Source organism: Enterobacter sp. RCC_40, assembly GCF_041360735.1.
In the GTDB taxonomy this organism is placed as follows: Bacteria; Pseudomonadota; Gammaproteobacteria; order Enterobacterales; family Enterobacteriaceae; genus Enterobacter; species Enterobacter ludwigii.
On the sequence record NZ_JBFUPR010000005.1, the window covers coordinates 217,758 to 241,083 of the forward strand.

22 protein-coding genes are annotated in these 23,326 nt (G+C 55.6%); 12 read left to right on the forward strand and 10 right to left on the reverse strand.

The window, feature by feature from the left end; translation table 11 throughout:
• Positions 1-9: 9 nt before the first annotated feature.
• The 3 genes from xylB to AB6731_RS18015 all read left to right on the forward strand — a co-directional run bounded on the left by xylB (position 10) and on the right by AB6731_RS18015 (position 3,027).
• The gene (xylB, locus tag AB6731_RS18005; protein WP_025206427.1) at positions 10-1,464 is read left to right on the forward strand and encodes a xylulokinase; all 1,455 of its coding nucleotides are present in this window, start codon (positions 10-12) and stop codon (positions 1,462-1,464) included.
• Between the two features lie 103 nt (positions 1,465-1,567).
• Positions 1,568-2,107 (forward strand): isochorismatase family protein, encoded by a 540-nt coding sequence (locus AB6731_RS18010; protein WP_049023121.1) that lies wholly within the window; start codon positions 1,568-1,570, stop codon positions 2,105-2,107.
• The gene (locus AB6731_RS18015) at positions 2,107-3,027 is read left to right on the forward strand and encodes a GlxA family transcriptional regulator (protein ID WP_371006630.1); all 921 of its coding nucleotides are present in this window, start codon (positions 2,107-2,109) and stop codon (positions 3,025-3,027) included. Before AB6731_RS18010 ends, AB6731_RS18015 begins: the two co-directional genes overlap by 1 nt.
• Here AB6731_RS18015 and AB6731_RS18020 read toward each other — a convergent pair.
• Positions 3,020-4,015 (reverse strand): acyltransferase, encoded by a 996-nt coding sequence (locus tag AB6731_RS18020; protein ID WP_014168123.1) that lies wholly within the window; start codon positions 4,013-4,015, stop codon positions 3,020-3,022. The two genes, AB6731_RS18015 and AB6731_RS18020, sit on opposite strands and share 8 nt — an antisense overlap.
• A gap of 184 nt (positions 4,016-4,199) precedes the next feature.
• Here AB6731_RS18020 and AB6731_RS18025 point away from each other — a divergent pair, with 184 nt between their 5' ends.
• The 4 genes from AB6731_RS18025 (at position 4,200) to AB6731_RS18040 (ending at position 9,549) form a co-directional block, all read left to right on the forward strand.
• Positions 4,200-4,505, forward strand: coding sequence for a YsaB family lipoprotein (locus AB6731_RS18025; protein WP_014168124.1), 306 nt, complete (start codon positions 4,200-4,202; stop codon positions 4,503-4,505).
• 161 nt (positions 4,506-4,666) lie between these two features.
• Positions 4,667-5,578 carry a glycine--tRNA ligase subunit alpha gene (gene glyQ / locus AB6731_RS18030; RefSeq protein ID WP_014168125.1) on the forward strand — a complete coding sequence of 304 codons (912 nt, stop codon included), beginning with the start codon at positions 4,667-4,669 and terminating at the stop codon, positions 5,576-5,578.
• Between the two features lie 9 nt (positions 5,579-5,587).
• Positions 5,588-7,657, forward strand: coding sequence for a glycine--tRNA ligase subunit beta (glyS, locus tag AB6731_RS18035; protein WP_371006631.1), 2,070 nt, complete (start codon positions 5,588-5,590; stop codon positions 7,655-7,657).
• Positions 7,658-7,929: 272 nt separating this feature from the next.
• Positions 7,930-9,549 carry an ABC-F family ATP-binding cassette domain-containing protein gene (locus AB6731_RS18040; protein WP_047954901.1) on the forward strand — a complete coding sequence of 540 codons (1,620 nt, stop codon included), beginning with the start codon at positions 7,930-7,932 and terminating at the stop codon, positions 9,547-9,549.
• A 45-nt stretch (positions 9,550-9,594) separates the two neighbouring features.
• Here AB6731_RS18040 and AB6731_RS18045 read toward each other — a convergent pair whose 3' ends face one another.
• A complete protein-coding gene (locus AB6731_RS18045) occupies positions 9,595-9,882 on the reverse strand; it encodes an HTH-type transcriptional regulator (protein WP_014168128.1) in 288 nt (95 codons plus the stop codon).
• Between the two features lie 331 nt (positions 9,883-10,213).
• On the opposite strand from AB6731_RS18045, the gene AB6731_RS18050 reads away from it, so the two are divergent.
• Together AB6731_RS18050 and cspA are read left to right on the forward strand one after the other, a co-directional pair.
• Positions 10,214-10,924, forward strand: a complete 711-nt coding sequence (locus tag AB6731_RS18050; RefSeq protein WP_020882641.1) for a DUF3053 domain-containing protein — start codon at positions 10,214-10,216, stop codon at positions 10,922-10,924.
• Between the two features lie 245 nt (positions 10,925-11,169).
• Positions 11,170-11,382, forward strand: coding sequence for an RNA chaperone/antiterminator CspA (cspA, locus tag AB6731_RS18055; RefSeq protein ID WP_014168131.1), 213 nt, complete (start codon positions 11,170-11,172; stop codon positions 11,380-11,382).
• Between the two features lie 58 nt (positions 11,383-11,440).
• Here the strand turns inward: cspA and ghrB are convergent, their stop codons facing one another.
• The 6 genes from ghrB to AB6731_RS18085 form a co-directional block, all read right to left on the reverse strand.
• Positions 11,441-12,415, reverse strand: coding sequence for a glyoxylate/hydroxypyruvate reductase GhrB (gene ghrB / locus AB6731_RS18060; RefSeq protein ID WP_014168132.1), 975 nt, complete (start codon positions 12,413-12,415; stop codon positions 11,441-11,443).
• A gap of 26 nt (positions 12,416-12,441) precedes the next feature.
• Positions 12,442-13,722: an MFS transporter gene (locus tag AB6731_RS18065; RefSeq protein ID WP_020882640.1), complete on the reverse strand. Its 1,281-nt coding sequence runs from the start codon at positions 13,720-13,722 to the stop codon at positions 12,442-12,444.
• Positions 13,723-13,830: 108 nt separating this feature from the next.
• Positions 13,831-14,769 (reverse strand): sugar kinase, encoded by a 939-nt coding sequence (locus tag AB6731_RS18070; protein WP_014168134.1) that lies wholly within the window; start codon positions 14,767-14,769, stop codon positions 13,831-13,833.
• Between the two features lie 3 nt (positions 14,770-14,772).
• On the reverse strand, positions 14,773-15,522 hold the full coding sequence (locus AB6731_RS18075) for a sugar phosphate isomerase/epimerase (protein ID WP_032679355.1): 750 nt from the start codon (positions 15,520-15,522) through the stop codon (positions 14,773-14,775).
• A gap of 103 nt (positions 15,523-15,625) precedes the next feature.
• Positions 15,626-16,642, reverse strand: a complete 1,017-nt coding sequence (locus tag AB6731_RS18080; RefSeq protein ID WP_032679356.1) for a LacI family DNA-binding transcriptional regulator — start codon at positions 16,640-16,642, stop codon at positions 15,626-15,628.
• A 124-nt stretch (positions 16,643-16,766) separates the two neighbouring features.
• Complete coding sequence (locus AB6731_RS18085) at positions 16,767-17,429, reverse strand: OmpA family lipoprotein (protein ID WP_014168137.1); 663 nt, start codon at positions 17,427-17,429, stop codon at positions 16,767-16,769.
• 212 nt (positions 17,430-17,641) lie between these two features.
• Between AB6731_RS18085 and AB6731_RS18090 the strand changes: the two genes are divergently transcribed.
• The gene (locus tag AB6731_RS18090) at positions 17,642-19,921 is read left to right on the forward strand and encodes a molybdopterin guanine dinucleotide-containing S/N-oxide reductase (RefSeq protein ID WP_371006634.1); all 2,280 of its coding nucleotides are present in this window, start codon (positions 17,642-17,644) and stop codon (positions 19,919-19,921) included.
• Here the strand turns inward: AB6731_RS18090 and AB6731_RS18095 are convergent.
• Together AB6731_RS18095 and tag are read right to left on the reverse strand one after the other, a co-directional pair.
• Positions 19,890-20,330 carry an N-acetyltransferase gene (locus AB6731_RS18095; RefSeq protein WP_032679358.1) on the reverse strand — a complete coding sequence of 147 codons (441 nt, stop codon included), beginning with the start codon at positions 20,328-20,330 and terminating at the stop codon, positions 19,890-19,892. The genes AB6731_RS18090 and AB6731_RS18095 overlap by 32 nt on opposite strands.
• A complete protein-coding gene (tag, locus tag AB6731_RS18100; RefSeq protein WP_014168140.1) occupies positions 20,308-20,889 on the reverse strand; it encodes a DNA-3-methyladenine glycosylase I in 582 nt (193 codons plus the stop codon). Before tag ends, AB6731_RS18095 begins: the two co-directional genes overlap by 23 nt.
• Positions 20,890-21,051: 162 nt before the next feature.
• Here tag and AB6731_RS18105 point away from each other — a divergent pair, with 162 nt between their 5' ends.
• Together AB6731_RS18105 and AB6731_RS18110 are read left to right on the forward strand one after the other, a co-directional pair.
• Positions 21,052-21,750, forward strand: coding sequence for an autotransporter domain-containing protein (locus tag AB6731_RS18105; RefSeq protein ID WP_324279812.1), 699 nt, complete (start codon positions 21,052-21,054; stop codon positions 21,748-21,750).
• A 238-nt stretch (positions 21,751-21,988) separates the two neighbouring features.
• Entirely contained in the window at positions 21,989-23,191 is a 1,203-nt protein-coding gene (locus tag AB6731_RS18110) for an MFS transporter (RefSeq protein WP_025206420.1), read from the forward strand.
• The last annotated feature ends 135 nt before the right edge of the window (positions 23,192-23,326 follow it).

Below are 23,326 nucleotides of genomic sequence, written 5' to 3' on the forward strand. Positions count from 1 at the left end.
AGTCACCGAATGTATATCGGGATTGATCTTGGCACATCGGGTGTGAAAGCCATCCTGTTAAGCGAGCAGGGCGACGTGTTAGCAACGCAGACAGAAAAGCTGCAGGTCTCACGTCCGCATCCGCTATGGTCGGAACAGGATCCGGAGCAGTGGTGGCTGGCAACGGATCGTGCAATCAAAGCGCTAGGTGAACAGCACAGTCTGCGTGACGTCAAAGCCCTCGGCATTGCCGGGCAAATGCACGGCGCGACGTTACTGGACAGTCAGCATCACGTCCTGCGACCGGCCATTCTCTGGAACGATGGTCGCTGTGCGGAAGAGTGCGCACTCCTTGAAGAGCGAGTACCCACCTCCCGCAGTATTACCGGCAACCTGATGATGCCCGGTTTTACCGCACCAAAGTTACTGTGGGTACACCGCCACGAGCCGGAAATTTTCCGTCAGGTGGCGAAAGTTTTACTGCCAAAAGATTATCTGCGTTTTCGTATGACGGGTGATTTCGCCAGCGACATGTCCGATGCTGCCGGCACGATGTGGCTCGACGTGGCCAAACGTGACTGGAGCGAGGCCATGCTCGATGCCTGCCATCTGACTCGCGAACATATGCCAGCGCTCTATGAGGGCAGTGAGATAACGGGTACCTTACAGCCTGCCGTCGCAGAACGCTGGAATATGCCTGCTGTCCCGGTGGTGGCCGGTGGCGGTGACAACGCGGCGGGTGCCGTGGGGGTCGGGATGGTGGAAGCCGGGCAGGCGATGCTTTCGCTGGGAACGTCTGGCGTCTATTTTGCGGTCAGCGAGGGTTATCGCAGTAATCCTGAAAGTGCCGTTCACAGTTTCTGCCATGCGCTGCCGGGAAAATGGCATCTGATGTCGGTTATGTTGAGCGCCGCCTCTTGCCTTGACTGGGCCGCGAAACTGACCGGGATGGCTGATGTTCCGGCACTGATTGCTGCTGCACAGCAGGCGGATGAAAGTGCGGGTACCGTCTGGTTTTTACCCTATCTTTCCGGCGAGCGCACGCCGCATAACAACCCGGAAGCGAAAGGGGTATTCTTTGGGTTAACCCATCAGCATGGCCCGGCGGAACTGGCTCGTGCCGTTCTGGAAGGCGTGGGATATGCCCTGGCGGACGGAATGGACGTGGTACATGACTGCGGTGTGACGCCGGCGAGTATCACCCTGATTGGCGGCGGTGCGCGCAGCAGCTACTGGCGCCAGATGCTGTCTGATATCAGCGGACTGCAGCTCGATTTTCGTACCGGTGGTGATGTGGGGCCTGCGCTCGGTGCAGCGCGACTGGCACAGATTGCCATGAACCCGGAAACGCCGCTTTCTCAGCTGTTACCGCAGCTTCAACTGGAACAGGCGCATCTGCCTGACGCGGCACGTCATGCGCGTTATGCGCAAAGACGCGAGGTCTTTCGCAAAATCTACCAACAGCTGCTGCCGCTGATGTCGTAAATACGGTTGTCTGTCAGAGGCACGAGGTTGTCCTTTTTTGGTCTGTGCGGGCCTTTATTTCCTTGCCAGTATGGTGTCATACCCACTGGCGAGGAGATTCAACATGTCACGTACTGCATTAATCAACATCGATACTCAGCAGTCTTTTCATCATCGTCATTACTGGCAGGAGGACGAAATTCCTGCCTTTCAGCAGGCGATGCTGGGGCTGATTGAGGGCTGCCAGGCGCGTGGCATTCCTGTCGTTGATATTTTCCATGTAGATGAAGACGGTCCGTTCACACTGCAAAGCGGCTATGTCAAACCGATGGCCTTTTTACGTCATCAGCCGGACGTGGTCTTCCGGAAACACGTCCATAATGCGTTCACGGATACCGGGCTTGACCGCTGGCTGCGTGAGCGAGACATTAATCAGCTCATCGTGTGCGGCATTCGCACGGAACAATGCTGTGAAACCACTGCGCGGGTGGCATCCGATCTGGGCTATGCTGTGACCTTTGTTAGCGAGGCAACGCTCACGTTTCCAATGACGCACAAGGGGATAACCCTGAGCGCAGAGGAACTGCGTCATCGTACCGAGACGGTACTGGCCGGGCGGTTTGCCGACATTAAAACGGTTGCGGAGACGCTGGAGTTACTGTAATGAGCATCGACGTCTGGTTTGTGATGTTGCCCGGGGTGCTGTCATTAGACATGACGGGCCCGGCAGAGACCTTTGTGCTGGCCGGGGACGCGTTTCGCCTGCATTACATTGGTCCGCAGGCAGAGGTTCCGACGTCGATTGGTCTGATGATGGGCGGTATTCAGCCGCTGCCGGAAAGCTTGCCTGAGGGCAGTTTGCTGGTGCTTCCGGGGGTAAGCGACTCCCGCTTTCAGTTCTCAACGCCGCAGGCGCAGCTGATCCAGCACTGGTTAATGCGCCTGCAGCCAAAAATTCATCGTCAGGATATCACCGTCATGTGTGTCTGTTCAGGGGCGTTGCTGGCGGCAAAATCGGGCTTGCTGAACCACCGGCAGTGCACAACGCATCATGACGTTATAAGCCGTTTGCGTACGGCGGCTCCGACGGCAATCATCAAAGAAAACCGGATCTTCGTGCAGGATGAGAATATCTGGACCAGCGCCGGCATCACCTCGGGCATCGACCTGGCGCTGCATATGATTAACCGTCTGTGTGGCGCAGAAAAAGCGCTGGCCGTGGCGCGCGAAATGGTGGTCTGGTTTCGTCGCTCCGGGGACGATCCCCAGCTGTCGCCATGGTTACGTTACCGCAATCATCTTCACCCGGCCATTCATCGTGCGCAGGATGCGCTTACCACCGAGCCGCACAAAGCCTGGGCTTTACCCGAGATTGCCGCTCTGGCGCATGTCAGCCCGCGCCATTTAACGCGGCTTTTTCAGACGCATTTAGGGATAAGCGTTCGCGACTATCTGGAGCAGTTGCGTCTGGCGGTGGCTGAACAGTGGCTGTTGCAAGGGTGTGGCGTGGAACAGGCCTCACTGGCCGCGGGGTTTTCCTCCCCGCGCCAGTATCATCGTGCCCGACAGCGCAGCGTTAACTGACGAAGCGGCGGGTGTCGACCTTCTGCAGCAGCATTGACAGCAGCAGGCTCGCCATCAGCGTGACGGTAAAAATCCAGAGGATATCCAGCACCGGCCAGCTTTTGAACTCGACCCCTCTCGTTCTCAGGGCGTGGATCACCAGCGCGTGAAAACCGTATATTCCGAGCGAGTGTCGGGAGATAACGCTCAGCACCGGAAGGGGGCGTGCGTTCAGGGTGTTTTTGGCGAGCGTAAGCAGGGATACGGCACAGATGAAGACCATCGGGCCGCAATACAGGTACCAGGTATCGGCAAAATTGCCGCGCCATTGCAGTTCATGCAGCGTCCCACGCGAAATGACGATCACGCCGATGATAAACAGCGCTGCACATAGCCCGTTCATGCCGCGTTTTTGGGTGTCCATCATCCCGATAGCTCGCCCCAGCATGCCGTAGAGTACGTAGTAAAAGGTATCGCCGTTGATATAGAGATTGACCGGTAACCATTCAAAACCATCAATTTTCTGCGAGACCGTATTCGGGTTGGCTATGATGCCAATGACCACCATCAGCGCCAGCAGCATTTTCCCGCTCACGGTTTTCACCTGAATCAGTGGGGAAACCAGATAGATAACGATAATGGCGAAGAAAAACCACAGATGGTAGAAGACGGGTTTTTGCAGAAGGTATTTGAGAGATAGCCCGGCGTTAATCGAGGTGAACAGGGTGATATAGAGCAAGGCCACGGCGCTGTAGAAGCCCAGACAGGCGGCGATGCGGATAAAATGCCGCGGTTGCGCGCTACGCTCGCCAAAAAAGAGAAAGCCGGAAATCATAAAGAACAACGGCACACTGACCCGCGATGCGGAGTTAAGAATATTGGCTATATCCCAGTTAACAGGGCTGATACTGTGCGCATTGGTGACATACCAGGTCGTCGTGTGGATCATGACCACCATCAGACACGCTATTCCTCGCAGATTATCAATCCAGCTAATTTTTGACGACATCAGTTCCTCATCATCCCTTGTAAATTCAGTGTGACTGCGATTGTATTGAAGCCTCTCTCTGGAAAATTCTGAGTTTTATTGAGCAGCCTTGTTTGAAAGCCGCGAGGTTCGCAGAATGCCAGGGCATAATCTATAAAAGCTTTGCTACTAAAAATAACAGCCACTGAACAGGGCGGTAATAAAAATGATGATGAAGCGTGCGGCGTCACTCTTTCTGCTGTTTATCCTGGCAGGATGCAGTACGCCACCCTCTGCACCCGTGCAAAAAGCACAGCAGGGAAAAATCAGCCCGGAACGCTCCCTGAATATGGAGCAGTTCTGTAAGGATCAGGCTGCGCGCCGCTATAACTCGGATGCGCAGAACATTGATGTCACCGGATTTGAGCGATTCCAGGGGAGTTATGAGCTGAAAGGCCATACGTCCCGTAAAGAGGGCTTTGTCTGTTCGTTTGACGCAGACGGTCAGTTTTTACATCTCTCCATGCGCTAAGCCGCTCGCATAATCAACAGCCAGACGCCGGCAACTGCCTGGCGTGGTGGCTTATTTCCCCAATTTTCCCTAAACAAACCCGTTTCGTACTGTATATCTTGCAGGCAGCGGGTATACTGGTCCCTTCCATTTAAAACCACACGTATCCAGCACGACATACTATGCAAAAGTTTGATACCAAGACCTTCCAGGGCCTGATCCTGACCTTACAGGATTACTGGGCTCGTCAGGGCTGTACCATTGTTCAACCTTTGGACATGGAAGTAGGCGCAGGCACTTCACACCCAATGACCAGCTTACGCGCGTTGGGGCCGGAGCCAATGGCGACTGCTTATGTGCAACCTTCACGTCGTCCGACCGATGGCCGTTACGGCGAAAACCCGAACCGTCTGCAGCATTACTATCAGTTCCAGGTGGTGATTAAGCCATCGCCAGACAACATTCAGGAACTGTACCTCGGGTCACTGAAAGAGCTGGGTATGGATCCAACCATTCACGATATCCGTTTCGTGGAAGATAACTGGGAGAACCCAACGCTGGGTGCCTGGGGTCTGGGTTGGGAAGTGTGGCTGAACGGTATGGAAGTGACGCAGTTCACTTACTTCCAGCAGGTTGGCGGTCTGGAATGTAAACCGATTACCGGCGAAATCACCTACGGTCTGGAACGTCTGGCCATGTATATTCAGGGCGTAGACAGCGTTTACGACCTGGTCTGGAGCGACGGCCCGCTGGGTAAAACCACCTACGGCGACGTGTTCCATCAGAACGAAGTGGAGCAATCCACTTATAACTTCGAATACGCGGATGTGGACTTCTTGTTCACCTGCTTCGAGCAGTACGAGAAAGAAGCGCAGCAGTTGCTGGCGCTGGAGTCTCCGCTGCCGCTGCCTGCTTACGAGCGTATTCTGAAGGCCGCCCACAGCTTCAACCTGCTGGACGCCCGCAAAGCCATCTCCGTGACTGAACGTCAGCGCTACATTCTGCGTATTCGTACCCTGACCAAAGCCGTTGCAGAAGCGTACTATGCGTCCCGTGAAGCCCTTGGCTTCCCGATGTGCAACCGAAACAAATAAGAGGCGGCCATGTCTGAGAAAACTTTCCTGGTGGAAATTGGCACCGAAGAGCTGCCACCAAAAGCCCTGCGCAGCCTGGCTGAATCTTTTGCTGCGAACGTGACTGCTGAGCTGGATAACGCTGGCCTGGCACACGGTAAAATTGAATGGTTTGCTGCTCCGCGTCGTCTGGCGCTGAAAGTGGCGAACCTGGCGGCGTCTCAGCCGGATCGTGAAGTTGAAAAACGTGGCCCGGCGATTGCTCAGGCGTTTGATGCTGAAGGCAAGCCAAGCAAAGCGGCTGAAGGCTGGGCGCGTGGTTGTGGTATCACCGTCGATCAGGCTGAGCGTCTGACCACCGATAAAGGCGAGTGGCTGCTGTACCGTGCACATGTGAAAGGTGAAAGTGCGCAAGCGCTGCTGCCTGACATGATCGCCACGTCACTGGCCAAGCTGCCGATTCCAAAACTGATGCGCTGGGGCGCAAGCGACGTGCACTTCGTGCGTCCTGTGCACACCGTGACGCTGCTGCTGGGCGATACCGTTATTCCGGCCACCATCCTGGGTGTGGCGTCCGATCGCGTGATCCGTGGGCACCGCTTCATGGGCGAGCCTGAGTTCACCATCGACAATGCTGACCAGTATCCGCAGATCCTGCTGGAACGCGGTAAAGTTATTGCTGACTACGAACAGCGTAAAGCCAAAATCAAGGCGGATGCGGAAGACGCGGCGCGTAAGATTGGCGGTAAAGCGGATCTGAGCGACAGCCTGCTGGAAGAAGTAACCTCTCTGGTTGAATGGCCAGTGGTACTGACCGCGAAGTTCGAAGAGAAATTCCTGGCCGTGCCGGCTGAAGCGCTGGTGTACACCATGAAGGGTGACCAGAAGTACTTCCCGGTTTATGCCAACGACGGCAAGCTGCTGCCAAACTTCATCTTCGTGGCGAACATTGAATCAAAAGATCCGATCCAGATTATCTCCGGTAACGAGAAAGTGGTGCGTCCACGTCTGGCGGATGCCGAGTTCTTCTTCAACACCGACCGTAAAAAGCGTCTTGAAGATCACCTGCCACGTCTGCAGACCGTGCTGTTCCAGCAACAGCTGGGTACGCTGCGCGACAAGACTGACCGTATTGCGGAGCTGTCTGGCTGGATCGCACGTGAAATCGGTGCGGATGTGAACCACGCAACGCGCGCGGGTTTACTGTCCAAGTGTGACCTGATGACCAATATGGTGTTCGAATTTACCGACACCCAGGGTGTGATGGGGATGCACTACGCGCGTCACGACGGTGAAGCGGAAGATGTGGCCGTGGCCCTGAACGAGCAGTATCAGCCGCGCTTCGCGGGTGACGCGCTGCCGTCTAATCCGGTGGCCTGTGCGGTCGCGATTGCCGATAAGATGGACACCCTTGCAGGTATCTTTGGCATCGGCCAGCATCCAAAAGGCGACAAAGACCCGTTTGCGCTGCGTCGTGCTGCCCTGGGCGTGCTGCGTATCATCGTTGAAAAGAACCTGAACCTGGATCTGCAGACCCTGACTGAAGAAGCGGTACGTCTGTACGGTGATAAGCTGACCAACGCCAACGTGGTCGACGATGTGATCGACTTTATGCTTGGTCGCTTCCGTGCGTGGTATCAGGACGAAGGTTACACCGTCGATACCATTCAGGCGGTACTGGCTCGTCGTCCAACCCGTCCGGCAGATTTCGATGCGCGTATGAAGGCGGTTTCCCACTTCCGTACGCTGGAAGCGGCATCCGCACTGGCAGCGGCTAACAAGCGTGTCTCTAACATTCTGGCGAAATCCGACGAAACGCTGAACGAGCGTGTGAACGCTGCGACGCTGAAAGAGCCAGAAGAGATCGCCCTGGCGATGCAGGTTGTGGTACTGCGTGACAAGCTGGAGCCGTATTTCGCCGAAGGCCGCTACCAGGAAGCCCTGGTGGAGCTGGCGGAACTGCGTGATGTCATCGATGCCTTCTTCGAGAAAGTGATGGTGAACGTGGAAGATAAAGAGCTGCGTATCAACCGTCTCTCTATGCTCGAAAAACTGCGTGAGCTGTTCCTGCGCGTGGCGGATATTTCGCTGCTGCAGTAACGTGCATGTGCCCGGTGACGGGCCAGCAGATGAGAAAAACCCGCTTCGGCGGGTTTTTTTATGTCTCGTTTTTTTGTGGACCAGCTAAGCGCAGTGCAATCGCCTAAAAATTCACCTTGAAATGGTCAGCAAATTACCGTTATCCTGTTTCTCGTTATATTTCTCCCTCAGGAGCGCATCCCGAAAATGAACAAACACGACTGATGAATTTCGATCCTTGCTAAACGCGACCGCGTCGGCAGGGGATGTTTTGATTTCATTCAGGAGTGCTTATGGCTCATTTTGCGCAATCCCCTTCTTTTATTTTGCATCAGGTGACCTGTCAGTTTGCGACGGGCGATACCCTTTTTGGTCCGCTGAATCTTTCTCTGGCGCCGTCACTGTGCGCGCTGGTTGGCCGCAACGGCAGCGGTAAAACACGTCTGCTACGTTTGCTGGCAGGGTGTGATGAACCTGCCAGCGGTCATATCGAACGTTTTGCAACGCACGCTTATGTGGCACAACAGCCCGATATCTCCCCGCGAACCACGCTTGCTGAGCTGCTGGGGTATGAGGCGATTTTTGCGGCGCGTAAGCGCATCGACAGCGGTGACTACCAGCCCGATGATTTGGCGTTACTCGACGGACACTGGGATGTAGCAGAACGTCTGAGCGAGGCGTTTTTCCACGCAAAACTTCCACCATTTGACCCGGATAAATCAGCCATGGAACTCAGCGGCGGCGAGCGCATTCGCGCGTTGCTCTGTGGCGCGTTTACGGCTGATGCGGATTATCTGCTGCTGGACGAACCCACCAACCATCTCGACCGGCAGGGACGTGAGTGGTTCTACGACCAGCTCGCCCGTTATCAGGGGGGCGTGCTGGTGGCCTCCCACGACCGTGAACTGCTGGCGAAGGTACCGCGTATTCTTGAACTGAGCGCCTCGGGTCTTCGCCACTACGGTGGCAGTTACGACGACTATACGCATCAGCGGGACGCCGAACAGCAGGCAGCCCGTGCGGCACTGGAACATGCGGCAACAGAACGCAAACGCACCCGCGCGCGGATGCAAAAAGAGCATGACGAAAGCCAGCGGCGTTCGGCGAAGACGTTACGTACGGTCGATAACCTTAATATCGCCTCGTTCGAGCGGGTCAGATACAAAATGGCCGCCAAAGAGCGCATTGGCACCTGGAAAAAACAGCATGGCGATCAACATGAAGCGCTGAATGCCGCGGTGAACAAGGCCCGGGAGCGAGTTGAAGAGGAGAATCCGGTGATGTTCACGTTGCCTGGAAGCCAGATTGCTGAGGGGAAACAGGTGCTGGTGATGGAGGGGCTGGTGCTGCCACACGTCACTCTCCCGCCGACCAACTGGCGAATGGACGGACCGATGCGCGTGGCGCTAAAAGGACCAAACGGCTGCGGTAAATCGACGCTTTTAAAAGCCATTCTCGGCGAAGTGGCTCCGCTCTCAGGAACGTGTAAGGTATCGGTAAACTGCGCTTATCTCGATCAACATCTGTCGCAGCTCGATCTTTCGCAGTCGGTGATGGCGCATCTCAATCTGAGTCATACACCTCTGGAAGAGGGTGTGCTGCGAACCCGTTTAGCGCAGCTTCAGCTGGGCGCTGACAAAGTGGCGCTTCCGCTGGCTGAGCTGAGCGGCGGGGAACGTCTCAAGGCTGCTCTGGCCTGTGTCTTGTGGCGTGAAGACGCTACGCAGCTTTTACTGCTGGATGAACCGACCAACCATCTGGATCTGGCCTCGGTCGAGGCGATTGAAGCCGCACTGGCCGGTTTCCCCGGGGCATTGCTGGTGGTTTCTCACGATGAGGCTTTTTTGCGGGGGTTAGCATTGACGCATGAACTGGTCTGGGAAGAAGCGGGTTGGCGGTGTGCCCCCCTTTAAACACAAGCCCCCGCAAAGGCGGGGGCGGTAACTCACTTTACTGCATCATGCTATATGCTTGCTGAGTGCAGGGTTGGCCTGAATCAGGCGCATCAGCTTTAGCTCGGTTGGGGTGGGTTTTTCGCGTTTTGACTCCCACTCCTGCACCATAGCCACGCTGACACCCATCGCTCTGGCGAATTCTTCAGTTTTTAATCCAGTCCCTTTGCGCAATTGCTCATATTCTTTAAAGGGATTGGATCTTTGTTGCAGGGTTAACGTCTGCGGTACATCTTTAAAAATAATCTGTTCCAGGCTGCTCAGCAGCTCAAGCTCAGGATCTTTATATTCCATTGAGGACTCCTCTTAAATCACATACCGGGATCAAGAACATCAGAGAGCCTGTTAAGAATAGTCCCTAATACAAACGACGGATCGTCACGGATGTGATTAATCGTGCGGTAACGATCGCTTTATGCGTTTCAGCCGTTGCCAGGGTGAGACTAATTACCTGATTACGCTTATGTCGGCTTCGCCAGGTATTTTTTTGTAAATAGTAAGAAATAAAACGGCAATAGCCGTTTTGCATGAAAAGAGTATCTTGCAGGGCTGACCTGGACTATCCTTGTCAGCGTCGGGCACGCATGTGCCGGTGTGCGCTTTTTTGGGTGAAAGGAGTAATGAAATGGCGACAGGAAAGTCCTGCTCTCGCTGGTTTGCGCCTATTGCGGCGTTGTTGATGGTTGTTAGCCTGAGTGGGTGTTTTGATAAAGAAGGCGATCAGCGCAAAGCGTTTATCGATTTTCTACAGAATACGGTGATGCGCAGCGGTGAACGGTTGCCGACGCTGACTGCGGATCAGAAAAAACAGTTTGGCCCCTTCGTGTCTGATTACGCCATTCTTTATGGTTATTCACAGCAGGTGAGCCAGGCGATGGATTCCGGTATCCGTCCGGTTGTGGATAGCGTGAACGCTATTCGCGTCCCGCAGGATTACATGACGCAACGTGAACCGCTGCGCCAGTCCAACGGTGCGCTCGGCGTGCTGAGCCAACAGCTGCAGAATGCGAAAATGCAGGCGGACGCGTCACGTTCCGCGCTGAAGCAGGGCGACGATCTCAAACCGGTCTTCGACAAAGTGTATGAGAAAGTGGTGTCGAAACCTTCTGAAGCGATGCAACCGCTGATCCCAGCCGCGCAAATTTTCACGCAGCAGCTGGTTCAGGTGGGGGACTTCATCTCCCAGCAGGGCACTCAGGTGAGCTTTGTGGCCAACGGTATTCAGTTCCCGACCTCGCAGCAGGCAAGCCAGTATAATGCGCTGATTGGGCCACTGGCCTCCCAGCACCAGGCCTTTAGTCAGGCGTGGAGTGCAGCGGTCGCTGCCACAGAATAAATCGGAAAACCCCGCCTCAGGCGGGGTTTTTTATTCCGGGCGAAAATAACGCTTGTTATTCTTCTACCACATCGGTATAACTATACAGGTCGGTTTGTTACACAGACCTAAAGCAGTTTAGTAAAGCAGTCCAGATTGTTATCCATAGATACCCTTCGTAGTGACCCTTCCTTCATCGCTTAAAAATCTGTAACACAATCCATCAAGCCGGAAGGCACAATATATTTGTTAATTAAGGTAATTCTATGTCTGCTAAAATGACTGGTCTGGTAAAATGGTTCAACGCTGATAAAGGTTTCGGCTTCATCACTCCTGACGATGGCTCTAAAGACGTGTTCGTACACTTCTCTGCTATCCAGAACGAAGGCTACAAATCTCTGGATGAAGGTCAGAAAGTTTCCTTCACCATCGAAAGCGGCGCTAAAGGCCCAGCAGCTGGTAACGTTGTAAGCCTGTAAGCTTCCAACCCAGTAGCACAAATTTTAAAAACCCGCCTTCTGGCGGGTTTTTTCATTTCTATCGCTGAACCTGCGGGTTAACGCAATTGATTTCCACCTTTCCGCTAAGGGCAGCGATCAGGTTGTCTACCGCGGTTGCAGCCATATTGTAGCGTGTTTCATGGGTTGCTGAGCCGATGTGGGGCAGGGCCACCACGTTGGGCAATGAAAGCAACGGGGAGTCCACCGGCAGCGGTTCCTGTTCAAACACGTCAAGACCGGCAGCGTGGATCTCACCCTGTTGCAGAGCCTCAATCAACGCCTTCTCATCCACCACCGGGCCACGACCCGCGTTGATGAAAATGGCCGTTTTCTTCATTTTTTCAAACGCCTCTTTACCGATAAGATGACGGGTTTCGTCCGTCAGCGGCAGGATCAGACAGACAAAATCGGCTTCCTGCAGCAGCGTATCCAGCTCGCAGTAGCGGGCGTTAAAACGTTCTTCGGCTTCACTGTGATGACGACGCGCGTTATACAGAATCGGCATGTTAAAACCAAAATGTGCGCGCTGCGCCAGAGCCAGGCCAATACGGCCCATGCCAACGATGCCCAGCGTTTTGCCATGAACATCCACCCCAAACCAGTCCGGACCAATGCTTTTTGTCCATTCGCCAGCTTTGACGCGATCGGCCACTTCGACCACACGACGCGCCGTGCTGAGGACCAGCGCCATCAGCGTGTCGGCCACGGTCTCCGTCAGCGCATGTGGCGTATGCATCAACAGGATCTTGCGGGCATTAAGGGCATCCACGTCGAAGTTGTCATAGCCCACGGAAACGGTAGAGGTAGCACGAAGCTTCGGCATTTTCTCCAGCAGGGCGACATCCACTTTTTCGCTTGAACCCAGCAAACCTTCGGCGCTGGCGAACGCATCGGCGTGCTGTGCCACGGTTTCCGGGCTGAGGTTCTTCACCTGGGTAACGGTGAAGTGTTCCTCAAGGCGTTTCTGCAGATCTTCCGGCAGTGCTTTATACAAAATGACGGACGGCTTCATGCTAATCTCCGTTGATTTTTAAGGATTCAGGCGTGGCGTGCGCCGACAGGTAATTGTTGATTATTAGCAGGCTTAACAATCAGAGTAAGCCACACGGAGGCGAAAAGCGCTACCCCCATAAATATGTACGATGCGGACGGGCTGCCGGTTGCTCCGTTCAGGTAACCCACAAACCAGGAGCCGCAGAACGAGCCCAGCGCTCCCATACTGTTAATCAGTGCCATCGCGCCGCCTGCGACGTTACGCGGCAGCATCTCCGGGATGATCGCAAAGAACGGTCCATAAGGGGCGTACATTGCCGCACCCGCAATCACCAGCAGGGTGTAAGAGACCCAGAAATGGTTCGCGCCGACGGCCCAGGAACCAATGAAGGCAAAGGCAGCGATCAGCAGCAGCGGCCAGACAAACAGCTTACGGTTCTGCATTTTGTCCGATGCCCATGACGCAATGATCATGGCGATTGTGGCTGCGAGGTAAGGCACGGATGACAGCCAGCCCACTTCCACCATGCCAAGGTTTTCACCGGCATTGCGGAGAATCGATGGCAGCCACAGTACGAAACCGTACACGCCAATGCTCCAGGTGAAATACTGGGCGCAGAGCAGAATCACGTTACGCGAGCGGAATGCTTCACCGTAGTTACGCACCGCTTTCAGGCCTTGCTGTTCTTTATCCAGCTGCGCCTGCAGAGCGGCTTTTTCATCTTCGGAGAGCCATTTCGCCTGCGCAGGTTTGTCTTTTACCAGCATCCACCAGCAGAATGCCCAGATAACCGCCGGCACCCCTTCGATAATGAACATTTCACGCCAGCCGAAGGACTGGATCAGGTAGCCAGAAACCACCGACATCCACAGCACGGTGACCGGGTTACCGAGGATCAGGAAAGTATTGGCTCGTGAGCGTTCGGATTTGGTAAACCAGTTGCTGATATAAATCAGCATCGCGGGCATTACCGCTGCCTCAACGACCCCAAGAATAAAGCGAATGGCTGCCAGAGCAGGAATATTATTCACCACGCCGGTCAGTGAGGCGCAGGCACCCCACAGGATCAGGCAAACGAAAATCAATTTGCGGACGCTGCGACGCTCCGCATAGATAGCGCCGGGGATCTGGAAGAAGAAGTAGCCCAGGAAGAAAAGGGCACCCAGCAACGAAGAGATACCTTTGGTGATCCCCAGGTCTTCGGTGATCCCTGCCGCGGACGCGAAACTGAAGTTGGCACGATCAAGGTACGCCAGGCTGTACGTGATAAACACGATTGGCATGATGTACCACCAGCGTTTTACTGCATTGGTCGAACTGTTCATAGGCTTGCCTCTGTTGTTGAGGTTTGTACCGCCGTTGTATGTAGGGTACACGGTGGTTTGTTTTGTTTCCCCCTGACCTACCTGAGGAGAGGGGGAGGGAAACGGAATTTATTCGTTCAGCTGCGCGCGGGTCGGTAATCCTTCACTGTCGCCCTGCACCTGGATTGCCAGCGAGCCAATTTTGTTGCCCCGGGCGACGGCCTGCTGCAGCGGTTTGCCTTCCAGCAGGGCACTAATGACCCCCACGGCAAAACCATCGCCAGCGCCGACGGTATCAACCACGTTATCGACCTTCACGGCCGCGACTGCGCCTTGCTCGCCGTTAGCCGTTTTAAACCAGGCGCCATCGGCGCCGGTTTTCAGCACCACCGCTTTTACCCCTTTGTTGAGGTAAAAATCGGCAATCCCTTCAGGGGTGTTTTTACCGGTCAGGATCATGCCTTCTTTCACGCCCGGCAGAACCCAGTCAGCCTGAAACGCCAGACGGTTCAGCTTCTCGACCATTTCCGCTTCGCTTTTCCACAGTACCGGGCGCAGGTTAGGATCGAATGAGATCGTTTTCCCCTGAGCCTTCATGGTGGTTGCGGCATGATCCAGTAATGCATACGAGCTGGCTGAAAGCGCAGCCGCCACGCCGCTCAGATGCAGATGGCGTGCGGAGGCGAAATAGTGGGCGTGGTAATCCTCGACTGAGAGGTGGCTCGCCGCAGACCCTTTACGGAAATACTCCACAATGGGATCGGTTCCATTTTCGACTTTCGATTTAAGCTGGAAACCGGTCGGGAAGCGTCCATCGAGGGTGACGCCGGAAGCATCAATGCCCTCTTTTTTCAGCGAATCGAGAACGAAATGGCCAAAGCTGTCATCACCCACGCGGCTGACCCAGCCGACGTTCAGACCCAGGCGCGCCAGGCCGGTCGCGACGTTCAGCTCAGCCCCCGCCACGCGTTTGATAAAGTGCTCCACCGTACTCAGGTCGCCCGTTTCGGTGGCGACAAACATCGCCATGGCTTCGCCGATAGTGATCACATCCAGCGTCTTGTGCATGGTTTACTCCTCACGCAGCAGGTTTACGTAATGACGGGTGACGGCGGTTAAATCCGCCCCTTCCAGCGGGAACTCGATACCACGCGGGGCATCGGCGGGCAGCTGGCATAGCAGATCCAGCCAGCGCGCATCGGCCCGATCCGGCGCCACGGCGCGGAAATTTTCTTTATGCGGCACGGCGGCTTTAACGTGGATATAGCTCACTGCGGAGGCCAGATGGCGCGCGGCTTCTTCCGGGGAGTCGCCCACCCACAGCCAGTTGCCCATGTCGAACGTCAGCGTGACGGGCAGCGCCATGTCCCGGCAGGCGGCTTTGAAGCGCTGCATCGGCGCAAGCTGGCCGCAGTCGGTCTGGTCGTTTTCCACCACCAGGGCCATACCGCTTTCATCGAGCAGGGCACGCAGGGCGTGAAGCGGCTGGGTGTCGCTGAAATGACCCAGTGAGACCTTGAGCCACAGCGCATTCAGGGTACTGGCTTCGCTGAGATAACGGGGCAGGTCAGGGTTGAGGGTGCCATCGGGCATAAACAGGGCCGCAGGGGCGGAGTAGCATGCCAGCAGGCCCAGCAACTCAATGGATTCACCCAGCGCGGGCAGCGCCAGCAGCTCTTCGCTGTTGAACAGTTCGCGGCGGATCTCGACGCCGTCGGCACCCGCGCCCGCAATGACGGGCAGCATTGCCCGTTGACCACCTGCCTGTCGCACCTGTTCCGCGCCATACGCGGCGGTGACCACCATGATTTTTCTGCCCATCGTCGGACTCCATCGCAACACATCAATACTATTACGCTAGATGGAACCGGTTCCAAAGAAAAGGTCAGGATGTTGAATTTATGATCGGTATCACAAGGGAAAATTAACGGGCGGTGGAGCCGCGAACAATCAACTCGCCGGAAAATACCTGCTCGCGAACGGCATCGCTAGTGCCTTCAATACGACGAACCACTTGTTCAACAGCGGCATAGCCAATCTGCCAGGTGGGTTGTTTGAGGGTGGTGATCCCGACGCCAGCCAGTTCTGCCCACTCGAGTTCGTCGAACCCCAGCAGACCGATATCGCTTCCCCAGTGCAGGCCGATGCGCTTAAGCGAGCGGGCGACCTGCAGGGTCAGCGCCCCGTTGGCAGAGATAACGGCTTTACGCATTCCGCGATGGCGGGTGTGGAACTGCCGCAGGGTATTGTCGAGCTGATCGGCTTCGTGGAGGGGCGTTTCGGCATTCTCGGCAATCACGCCGGGGTAACGCTCCAGCGTGGCACGAAACGCGCTCAGTCGCTCACGACGGGTGTTGACCATGCCCAGAGGTTCGCTCAGAAACAGGATGGCTTCAAAGCCCTGTTCAATCAGATGCTCAGTGGCGGTTGTCGCCGCCTGAGTGTTATCCAGCCCGACGACATCGCAGGCGAATTCCGGGATTTTGCGGTCGATAAGAACCATCGGCAGGGAGGATTGCTGCAGACGGTTTAAGCCCTCTTCACGCATGCCCACGGCATTCACCACAATTCCTTCGACCTGATAGCTGCGCAGCAGATCCAGGTAATGCAGCTCCTGATCGACTTCGTTGTTGGTGTTACAGACCAGCGGCGTAAAGCCCTTTTCGCGACAGGCGGCTTCAATTCCGCTCAATACGTTGACGGAGTAGGGGTTGGTGATATCGGCGATGATAAGCCCGATAAGACGGGTACGACCCCGTTTGAGTCCGCGCGCCATAAGGCTCGGGCGGTAGTCGAGATCGGCAATAGCTTGTTCAATACGAGCGAGCAGCGCATCGGACAGCAGGTGTTTCTCGCCGTTGAGGTAGCGTGAAATGCTGGTTTTACCGGTTTTGGCGGCTTTCGCCACGTCGCTGATTGTGGCCCGTGTTGGTTTGCTCATCGCTGAATTCCCTAAAGTGAGTGAGAACACCTTAGCGGGAAAATTAGCGATGGCAAGCGGTTCATGCCGACGTGGCGGCATGATGCCTTTATCCCCCTCTCCCCCTGGAAGAGGGGGGCAGCCCTTACTGAATTGGGCTTAAGGTAATCTCAACGCGACGGTTCTGCGCTTTGCCTTCCGCCGTGCTGTTGCTGGCGATAGGGTTTGCAGGGCCCATGCCGCTGGTACGGATGCGGTTTGCTGCAACGCCCTGCGTGATCAGCGAGCTGGCCACAGAATCGGCACGCTGCTGAGACAGGCGCATATTCAGATCCTGGCTGCCGGTGCTGTCGGTATAACCGATCACATTCACCGCGGTCTTGTTGTACTCTTTCAGCACCATTGCCACGCCGGTCAGGGTATTCGCCCCCGCAGGTTTCAGCGTTGCGCTGCTGCTGTCGAAGGTGACGTTGTTTGGCATATTCAGGATGATGTTATCGCCGCTGCGCGTCACGCTCACGCCGGTGCCTTTCATTTTGTCGCGCAGTTTTGCTTCCTGCACATCCATGTAATAACCCACGCCGCCGCCCAGGGCTGCACCTGCCGCTGCGCCAATTAACGCGCCTTTGCCGCGGTCTTTCTTGGAGGAGGAGAGTGCGCCCACACCAGCCCCTACCAGCGAGCCGAGACCCGCACCGATGCCGGATTTACCTGCTTCGCTTTCACCGGTGTAAGGGTTTGTTGTGCAGCCAGAAACAGCCAGTGCACCGCTCACCAGAGCGGCAATAACGAATACGCGTTTTTTCATCTTATTTCCTTAATCCTTTTTATTCTTTGCCACGACGCGCGTGGCAGTTGATTATGACGTCCAGATACGGAGAAAATTCCGGGTATAACTCTGAAAATTGTGACAAACCATAAACTGCCTCACTAAGAAGGCCGTAAAACCTGCACGCAACCAGGAGCGCACGCTTGAGCACCTCAACAAAAACGATTCTGACCGCCGCCCACTGGGGGCCGATGCTGGTCGAAACCGATGGCGAAAATGTTCTGTCGTCTCGCGGGGCATTGCCAACACAACATCCCAACTCTTTACAGACCGTCGTTCGCGATCAGGTGCACAGCAAAACGCGCGTGCGCTGGCCGATGGTGCGTAAAGGATTTCTGACGTCGCCAGACAAGCCGCAGGGGATTCGTGGTCAGGATGAGTTTGTCCGGGTGAGCTGGGATGACGCGCTGGCGCTGATCCATGCGCAGCACAAACGTATTCGCGACACGTATGGCCCGTCGTCCATTTTTGCCGGATCTTACGGCTGGCGTTCAAACGGCGTGCTGCATAAGGCTTCAACGTTACTTCAGCGCTATATGAGTCTGGCCGGGGGGTATACCGGGCATCTTGGGGATTACTCCACCGGCGCAGCGCAGGCGATCATGCCCTACGTGGTGGGCGGTAACGAAGTGTATCAGCAGCAGACCAGCTGGCCGCTGGTGCTGGAGCACACCGATGTGGTGGTGCTGTGGAGCGCCAACCCGCTCAACACCCTGAAAATCGCGTGGAATGCCAGTGACGAGCAGGGGATCCCGTATTTCGATGCGCTGCGTAAAAGCGGCAAGCGCATTATCTGCATTGACCCGATGCGCTCTGAAACCATGGACTTCTTCGGCGACAGCGCCGAGTGGATTGCCCCGCATATGGGCACCGACGTGGCGATGATGCTGGGCATTGCCCATACGCTGGTGGAGAACGGCTGGCACGATACCGGGTTCCTCGCACGCTGTACCACCGGTTTTGACAACTTCGCCGACTATCTGACGGGCACTACAGACGGTATTGCCAAAACGGCAGAGTGGGCGGCAGAGATTTGTGGGGTTCCTGCGGCCAAACTGCGTGAACTGGCAGCGTTATTCCACCAAAACACCACGATGTTAATGTCCGGATGGGGGATGCAGCGCCAGCAGTTCGGTGAGCAGAAACACTGGATGCTCGTGACGCTGGCCGCCATGCTCGGGCAGATTGGTACGCCGGGCGGTGGGTTTGGTCTCTCTTATCACTTCGCCAATGGCGGCAACCCGACCCGCAAAGCGGCAGTGCTGGCTTCTCTGCAGGGCTCGGTTCAGGGCGGTGTAGATGCCGTGGATAAAATCCCGGTGGCGCGCATTGTTGAAGCCCTGGAAAACCCGGGCGGGTTTTATCAGCATAACGGTCTGGATCGCCACTTTCCGGATATCCGGTTTGTCTGGTGGGCCGGCGGCGCGAACTTTACTCATCACCAGGACACGAATCGCCTGATCCGCGCCTGGCAGAAGCCAGAACTGGTGGTTATCTCAGAATGCTTCTGGACCGCCTCAGCCAAACATGCCGATATTGTGCTGCCGGCGACCACCTCGTTTGAGCGTAACGACCTCACTATGACCGGTGACTACAGCAATCAGCATATGGTACCGATGAAGCGCGTCGTGGCGCCGCGTGATGAGGCGCGTGATGATTTTGAGGTGTTTGCTGAGCTGAGCGAGTTGTGGGAAACGGGGGGGCGCGAGCGTTTTACCGAGGGCAAAACGGATTTGCAGTGGCTGGAGACGTTCTACCAGATTGCAGGTCAGCGCGGGGCCCCGCAGGGCGTGACGCTGCCGCCATTTGCACAGTTCTGGGAAGCGAACCAGATTATTGAGATGCCGGAGAGCGAACAGAATGCGCAGTTTGTTCGCTTCGCCGATTTCCGCCGCGACCCGGAGAACCATCCGCTGAAAACCGAGAGCGGGAAGATTGTGATCTACAGCGAGCGTATCGCCCAATTTAAGTATGCCGACTGTCCGGCGCATCCAACGTGGCTTGAGCCGGACGAGTGGCACGGTAATGCCCAGCCGGAACAGCTGCAGGTGTTATCGGCCCATCCTGCCCATCGCCTGCACAGCCAGCTTAACTATTCATCACTGCGCGAGCGGTATGCGGTTGCCGGACGGGAGCCCGTGACCCTGAACAGCGCAGATGCACGCGCGCGTGGGATCGTTGACGGTGACGTGGTTCGCGTCTGGAATCAGCGTGGCCAGGTGCTGGCAGGGGCGGTAGTGAGCGACGGGATTAAACCTGGCGTTATCTGCATTCACCAGGGGGCATGGCCAGACCTGGAGCCGAGCGAAGGCGGTATTTGTAAAAACGGTGCAGTAAACGTTCTGACCAAAGATCTCCCCAGCTCGAAGCTGGGGAATGGCTGCGCGGGGAACACGGCGCTGGCCTGGGTCGAGAAATATCAGGGACCCGAGCTTACGCTCACGGCGTTTGATCCGCCTGCCAGCTCATGATCCACGTTGGGTGCTGAGTGTCATCCTGCCAGGCGCTGTCTTCAATGCGAAAACCCTGTGCATGATAGAAATTCACCGCCCGGACATTTTTCTGGTAGACCTCCAGGCTTAAATACGGGAAGCGCTGTTGAACATGGTTTAGCAGCGCACGCCCAATCCCCCGACCAATAAAGTCAGTTGAGACAAACAGCGCGCCCACAAACTGGGACTGCATGACGCTGATAAAGCCGCGCAGCATTCCATCCTCTTCCCATACCCAGGTTTCGGCGGCGGGCAGGTAAACATCCCGCACCATACCTTCGTTCTCTTTCCAGTAGCTCGCGCTGATAAACGGGTGCGCCTCCGTGGTGCTTTCAAGCCACAGACTCAGGAGTGGCCCGGCATTATCACTTTCCCATTTGCGGATCATGGTGCCTCCCTGGATGACAGACGCAGCCGGTAACGTGGTCGTTGACTAGGCCACAGGCCTGCATAAAGGCGTAACAGATGGTGGAGCCGACAAATTTAAAGCCGCGTTTTTTCAGCGCTTTAGAGAGCGCATCCGACGCCGGGGTGGAAGCCGGGATCTCCGCGAGCGTGGCGGCCTGGGTAATTTGCGGCGTATTGTTCACAAACGTCCAGACAAATTCTGAGAACGGTTCTCCGTTTTGCTCCATCGCCAGATAAGCGCGCGCGTTACCAATGATGGCCTGGATCTTACCGCGATGGCGGATGATGCCTGCATCCTGGACCAGCCGTTCCACATCGTCCTCGGTCATGGCAGCGACGGCGACCGGATCGAACTGATGGAAAGCATTACGATAGTTTTCCCGTTTCTTAAGCACCGTAATCCATGACAAGCCCGCCTGTTGACCCTCCAGGCAAATCATCTCAAAAAGCTTTTTCCCTTCTGTCTCCGGTACGCCCCATTCCCGATCGTGATAGTCGATATAAAGCTGATCCTGGCTTACCCAACCGCAACGCTGCATCGGTTATCTCCCTTAATGAAACGGTTATCGCAAAATTTTCATTCTGTCAGGCTTGACGTGTCTACTATAAAGACAATAGTTAATACAGGGCCATATGCCCGCAAAACTCTTCCTAAACAATGACAAATATCGCCGAATTCGGCTCTCTCTGGAGTCGCTTTGATGATGATAAAAAAAATCAGTGGTCGCCATGCTGTTTCTGGCCTGGCGGGGATTTCAGCCTGTCTGTTTTTTTGTAATACAGCATTTGCCTGGCAACAGGAATATATCGTTTCAGACGCCCAAAGTAATACGGCGGAACGCTATACATGGGATGCGGATCACCAACCGCGTTATGAGGATATTCTCGCCGAGCGGATTCAGTCCTCACAAAATGCCCCCGGACTTGCGCTGAGTTTACCGTCGGGTTCCACGCCGGCAGGAGCCATGAGCGTGGGCTGGAACATTCCGGTGTCAGGGCGTATCACGACCGGTCCGGTGATGGCGTGGCGTTATGACGGCACGGCACCGATGATGATCAACGAATTTGGTGACAGCGCGACGACGCAGGGGCTTACCGACCCACTCTGGCATGCCAGCGTCAGCACGCTCGGCTGGCGCGTGGATACTCAGTACGGCGGGCTTCGCCCGTGGGCGCAGATAAGCTATAACCAGCAGTTTGGTGAAAACCAGTGGAAATCCCAGTTTGGGATGCCACAGACGCCGGCACCAACACAAAGCGGCAACTGGATGGATGTAACCGTCGGAACGGATATTCCGTTTAACACGCATATGGCGGCCTATGCGTCGCTGGCACAAGGGGAATACACCACCACCGGTGAGGAGTTTATGTACACCTTGGGCGTGAGCGCTAATTTTTAAGGTTGTTACTTTTTTAAACGTGCCGATAACATCCTGAATACAATAGCCGTGGGGGTTGTAGCGATAGCAGTCACTAACACGCTGTCGCTTCATTCCCCGGCAAGGTCATTCATTCCCGATTTATGGCATTTCATTCCATTCCTCCTGCATTTCATGCCGTTTTACCCCAGGCATATTAAGGTTTTGTTTATCGTTGTCCTCAGCGAATTCCCTTACTTTCTCTTGCAGGACAACTGCCATGAACACATCAACTTACAACCGTACGCGCTGGCTAACGCTTTTTGGCACCATCGTGACCCAGTTTGCGCTGGGGTCGGTCTATACCTGGAGCCTGTTTAACAGTGCGCTTTCCGATAAGCTTGGTGCACCGGTCAGCCAGGTGGCGTTCTCCTTCGGCTTGCTGAGCCTCGGGCTGGCGCTTTCATCTTCCGTCGCGGGAAAATTGCAGGAGCGATTCGGCGTGAAGCGGGTGACGATGGCATCCGGTATCTTGTTGGGCGTGGGCTTTTTCCTGACGGCGCATTCCAGCAACCTGATGATGCTGTGGCTGAGCGCCGGGGTGCTGGTGGGACTTGCCGACGGTGCAGGTTATCTGCTGACCCTGTCAAACTGTGTGAAGTGGTTCCCGGAACGTAAAGGTTTAATCTCTGCGTTTGCCATCGGGTCCTATGGCCTGGGGAGCCTCGGTTTTAAATTTATCGATTCCCACCTGCTTGCTTCCGTGGGGCTCGAAAAAACGTTCATGATCTGGGGCGCTATCGTTCTGGTCATGATCCTGTTCGGCGCCACGCTGATGAAAGATGCGCCGCAGCAGGAGGTGAAAACCGTTAACGGTGTGGTGGAGAATGATTTCACCCTCGCGCAGTCTATGCGTCAACCACAGTACTGGATGCTGGCGGTCATGTTCCTGACAGCCTGCATGAGCGGTCTGTATGTGATTGGGGTGGCGAAAGATATTGCTCAGGGAATGGTGAAACTGGATGCGGCAACAGCGGCGAATGCGGTCACCGTCATCTCCATTGCCAATCTCTCTGGCCGTCTGGTGCTCGGGATTCTGTCTGACAAAATTGCCCGTATCCGCGTGATTACTATCGGGCAGGTTGTTTCGCTGGTGGGGATGGCGGCGCTGTTGTTTGCCCCACTGAACGAAGCCACGTTCTTCGCCGCAATTGCCTGTGTGGCCTTTAATTTCGGCGGCACGATTACCGTCTTCCCGTCGCTAGTCAGTGAGTTCTTCGGCCTGAACAATCTGGCGAAAAACTACGGCGTTATCTATCTGGGCTTTGGCATCGGCAGTATCTGCGGCTCGTTAATCGCTTCGCTGTTCGGTGGGTTCTATGTGACCTTCTGCGTGATATTTGCTTTGCTGATAATCTCGCTGGCCTTGTCGACCACCATTCGGCAGCCGCAGCGTGAAGTCTTTAACGAAGCGCATGCCTGATTATCGCTAAGAGGCCTTTACGGCCTCTTTTTTATGGTCGTCCAAAGTATGCCTGGTCGTGTTATTTTGTAAAAAAATGCACCGATCACATTCTCTGCTGCCACTTTTCTCTCCCGCTGTGGTCTACTTAACGCG

Bases quoted from the DNA above. Each gene is read 5' to 3' on its own strand.
- xylB (WP_025206427.1), top strand. From the start codon at position 10: ATGTATATCGGGATTGATCTTGGCACATCGGGTGTGAAAGCCATCCTG.
- AB6731_RS18010 (WP_049023121.1), top strand. From the start codon at position 1,568: ATGTCACGTACTGCATTAATCAACATCGATACTCAGCAGTCTTTTCAT.
- AB6731_RS18015 (WP_371006630.1), top strand. From the start codon at position 2,107: ATGAGCATCGACGTCTGGTTTGTGATGTTGCCCGGGGTGCTGTCATTA.
- AB6731_RS18020 (WP_014168123.1), bottom strand. From the start codon at position 4,015: ATGTCGTCAAAAATTAGCTGGATTGATAATCTGCGAGGAATAGCGTGT.
- AB6731_RS18025 (WP_014168124.1), top strand. From the start codon at position 4,200: ATGATGATGAAGCGTGCGGCGTCACTCTTTCTGCTGTTTATCCTGGCA.
- glyQ (WP_014168125.1), top strand. From the start codon at position 4,667: ATGCAAAAGTTTGATACCAAGACCTTCCAGGGCCTGATCCTGACCTTA.
- glyS (WP_371006631.1), top strand. From the start codon at position 5,588: ATGTCTGAGAAAACTTTCCTGGTGGAAATTGGCACCGAAGAGCTGCCA.
- AB6731_RS18040 (WP_047954901.1), top strand. From the start codon at position 7,930: ATGGCTCATTTTGCGCAATCCCCTTCTTTTATTTTGCATCAGGTGACC.
- AB6731_RS18045 (WP_014168128.1), bottom strand. From the start codon at position 9,882: ATGGAATATAAAGATCCTGAGCTTGAGCTGCTGAGCAGCCTGGAACAG.
- AB6731_RS18050 (WP_020882641.1), top strand. From the start codon at position 10,214: ATGGCGACAGGAAAGTCCTGCTCTCGCTGGTTTGCGCCTATTGCGGCG.
- cspA (WP_014168131.1), top strand. From the start codon at position 11,170: ATGTCTGCTAAAATGACTGGTCTGGTAAAATGGTTCAACGCTGATAAA.
- ghrB (WP_014168132.1), bottom strand. From the start codon at position 12,415: ATGAAGCCGTCCGTCATTTTGTATAAAGCACTGCCGGAAGATCTGCAG.
- AB6731_RS18065 (WP_020882640.1), bottom strand. From the start codon at position 13,722: ATGAACAGTTCGACCAATGCAGTAAAACGCTGGTGGTACATCATGCCA.
- AB6731_RS18070 (WP_014168134.1), bottom strand. From the start codon at position 14,769: ATGCACAAGACGCTGGATGTGATCACTATCGGCGAAGCCATGGCGATG.
- AB6731_RS18075 (WP_032679355.1), bottom strand. From the start codon at position 15,522: ATGGGCAGAAAAATCATGGTGGTCACCGCCGCGTATGGCGCGGAACAG.
- AB6731_RS18080 (WP_032679356.1), bottom strand. From the start codon at position 16,642: ATGAGCAAACCAACACGGGCCACAATCAGCGACGTGGCGAAAGCCGCC.
- AB6731_RS18085 (WP_014168137.1), bottom strand. From the start codon at position 17,429: ATGAAAAAACGCGTATTCGTTATTGCCGCTCTGGTGAGCGGTGCACTG.
- AB6731_RS18090 (WP_371006634.1), top strand. From the start codon at position 17,642: ATGCTGGTCGAAACCGATGGCGAAAATGTTCTGTCGTCTCGCGGGGCA.
- AB6731_RS18095 (WP_032679358.1), bottom strand. From the start codon at position 20,330: ATGATCCGCAAATGGGAAAGTGATAATGCCGGGCCACTCCTGAGTCTG.
- tag (WP_014168140.1), bottom strand. From the start codon at position 20,889: ATGCAGCGTTGCGGTTGGGTAAGCCAGGATCAGCTTTATATCGACTAT.
- AB6731_RS18105 (WP_324279812.1), top strand. From the start codon at position 21,052: ATGATGATAAAAAAAATCAGTGGTCGCCATGCTGTTTCTGGCCTGGCG.
- AB6731_RS18110 (WP_025206420.1), top strand. From the start codon at position 21,989: ATGAACACATCAACTTACAACCGTACGCGCTGGCTAACGCTTTTTGGC.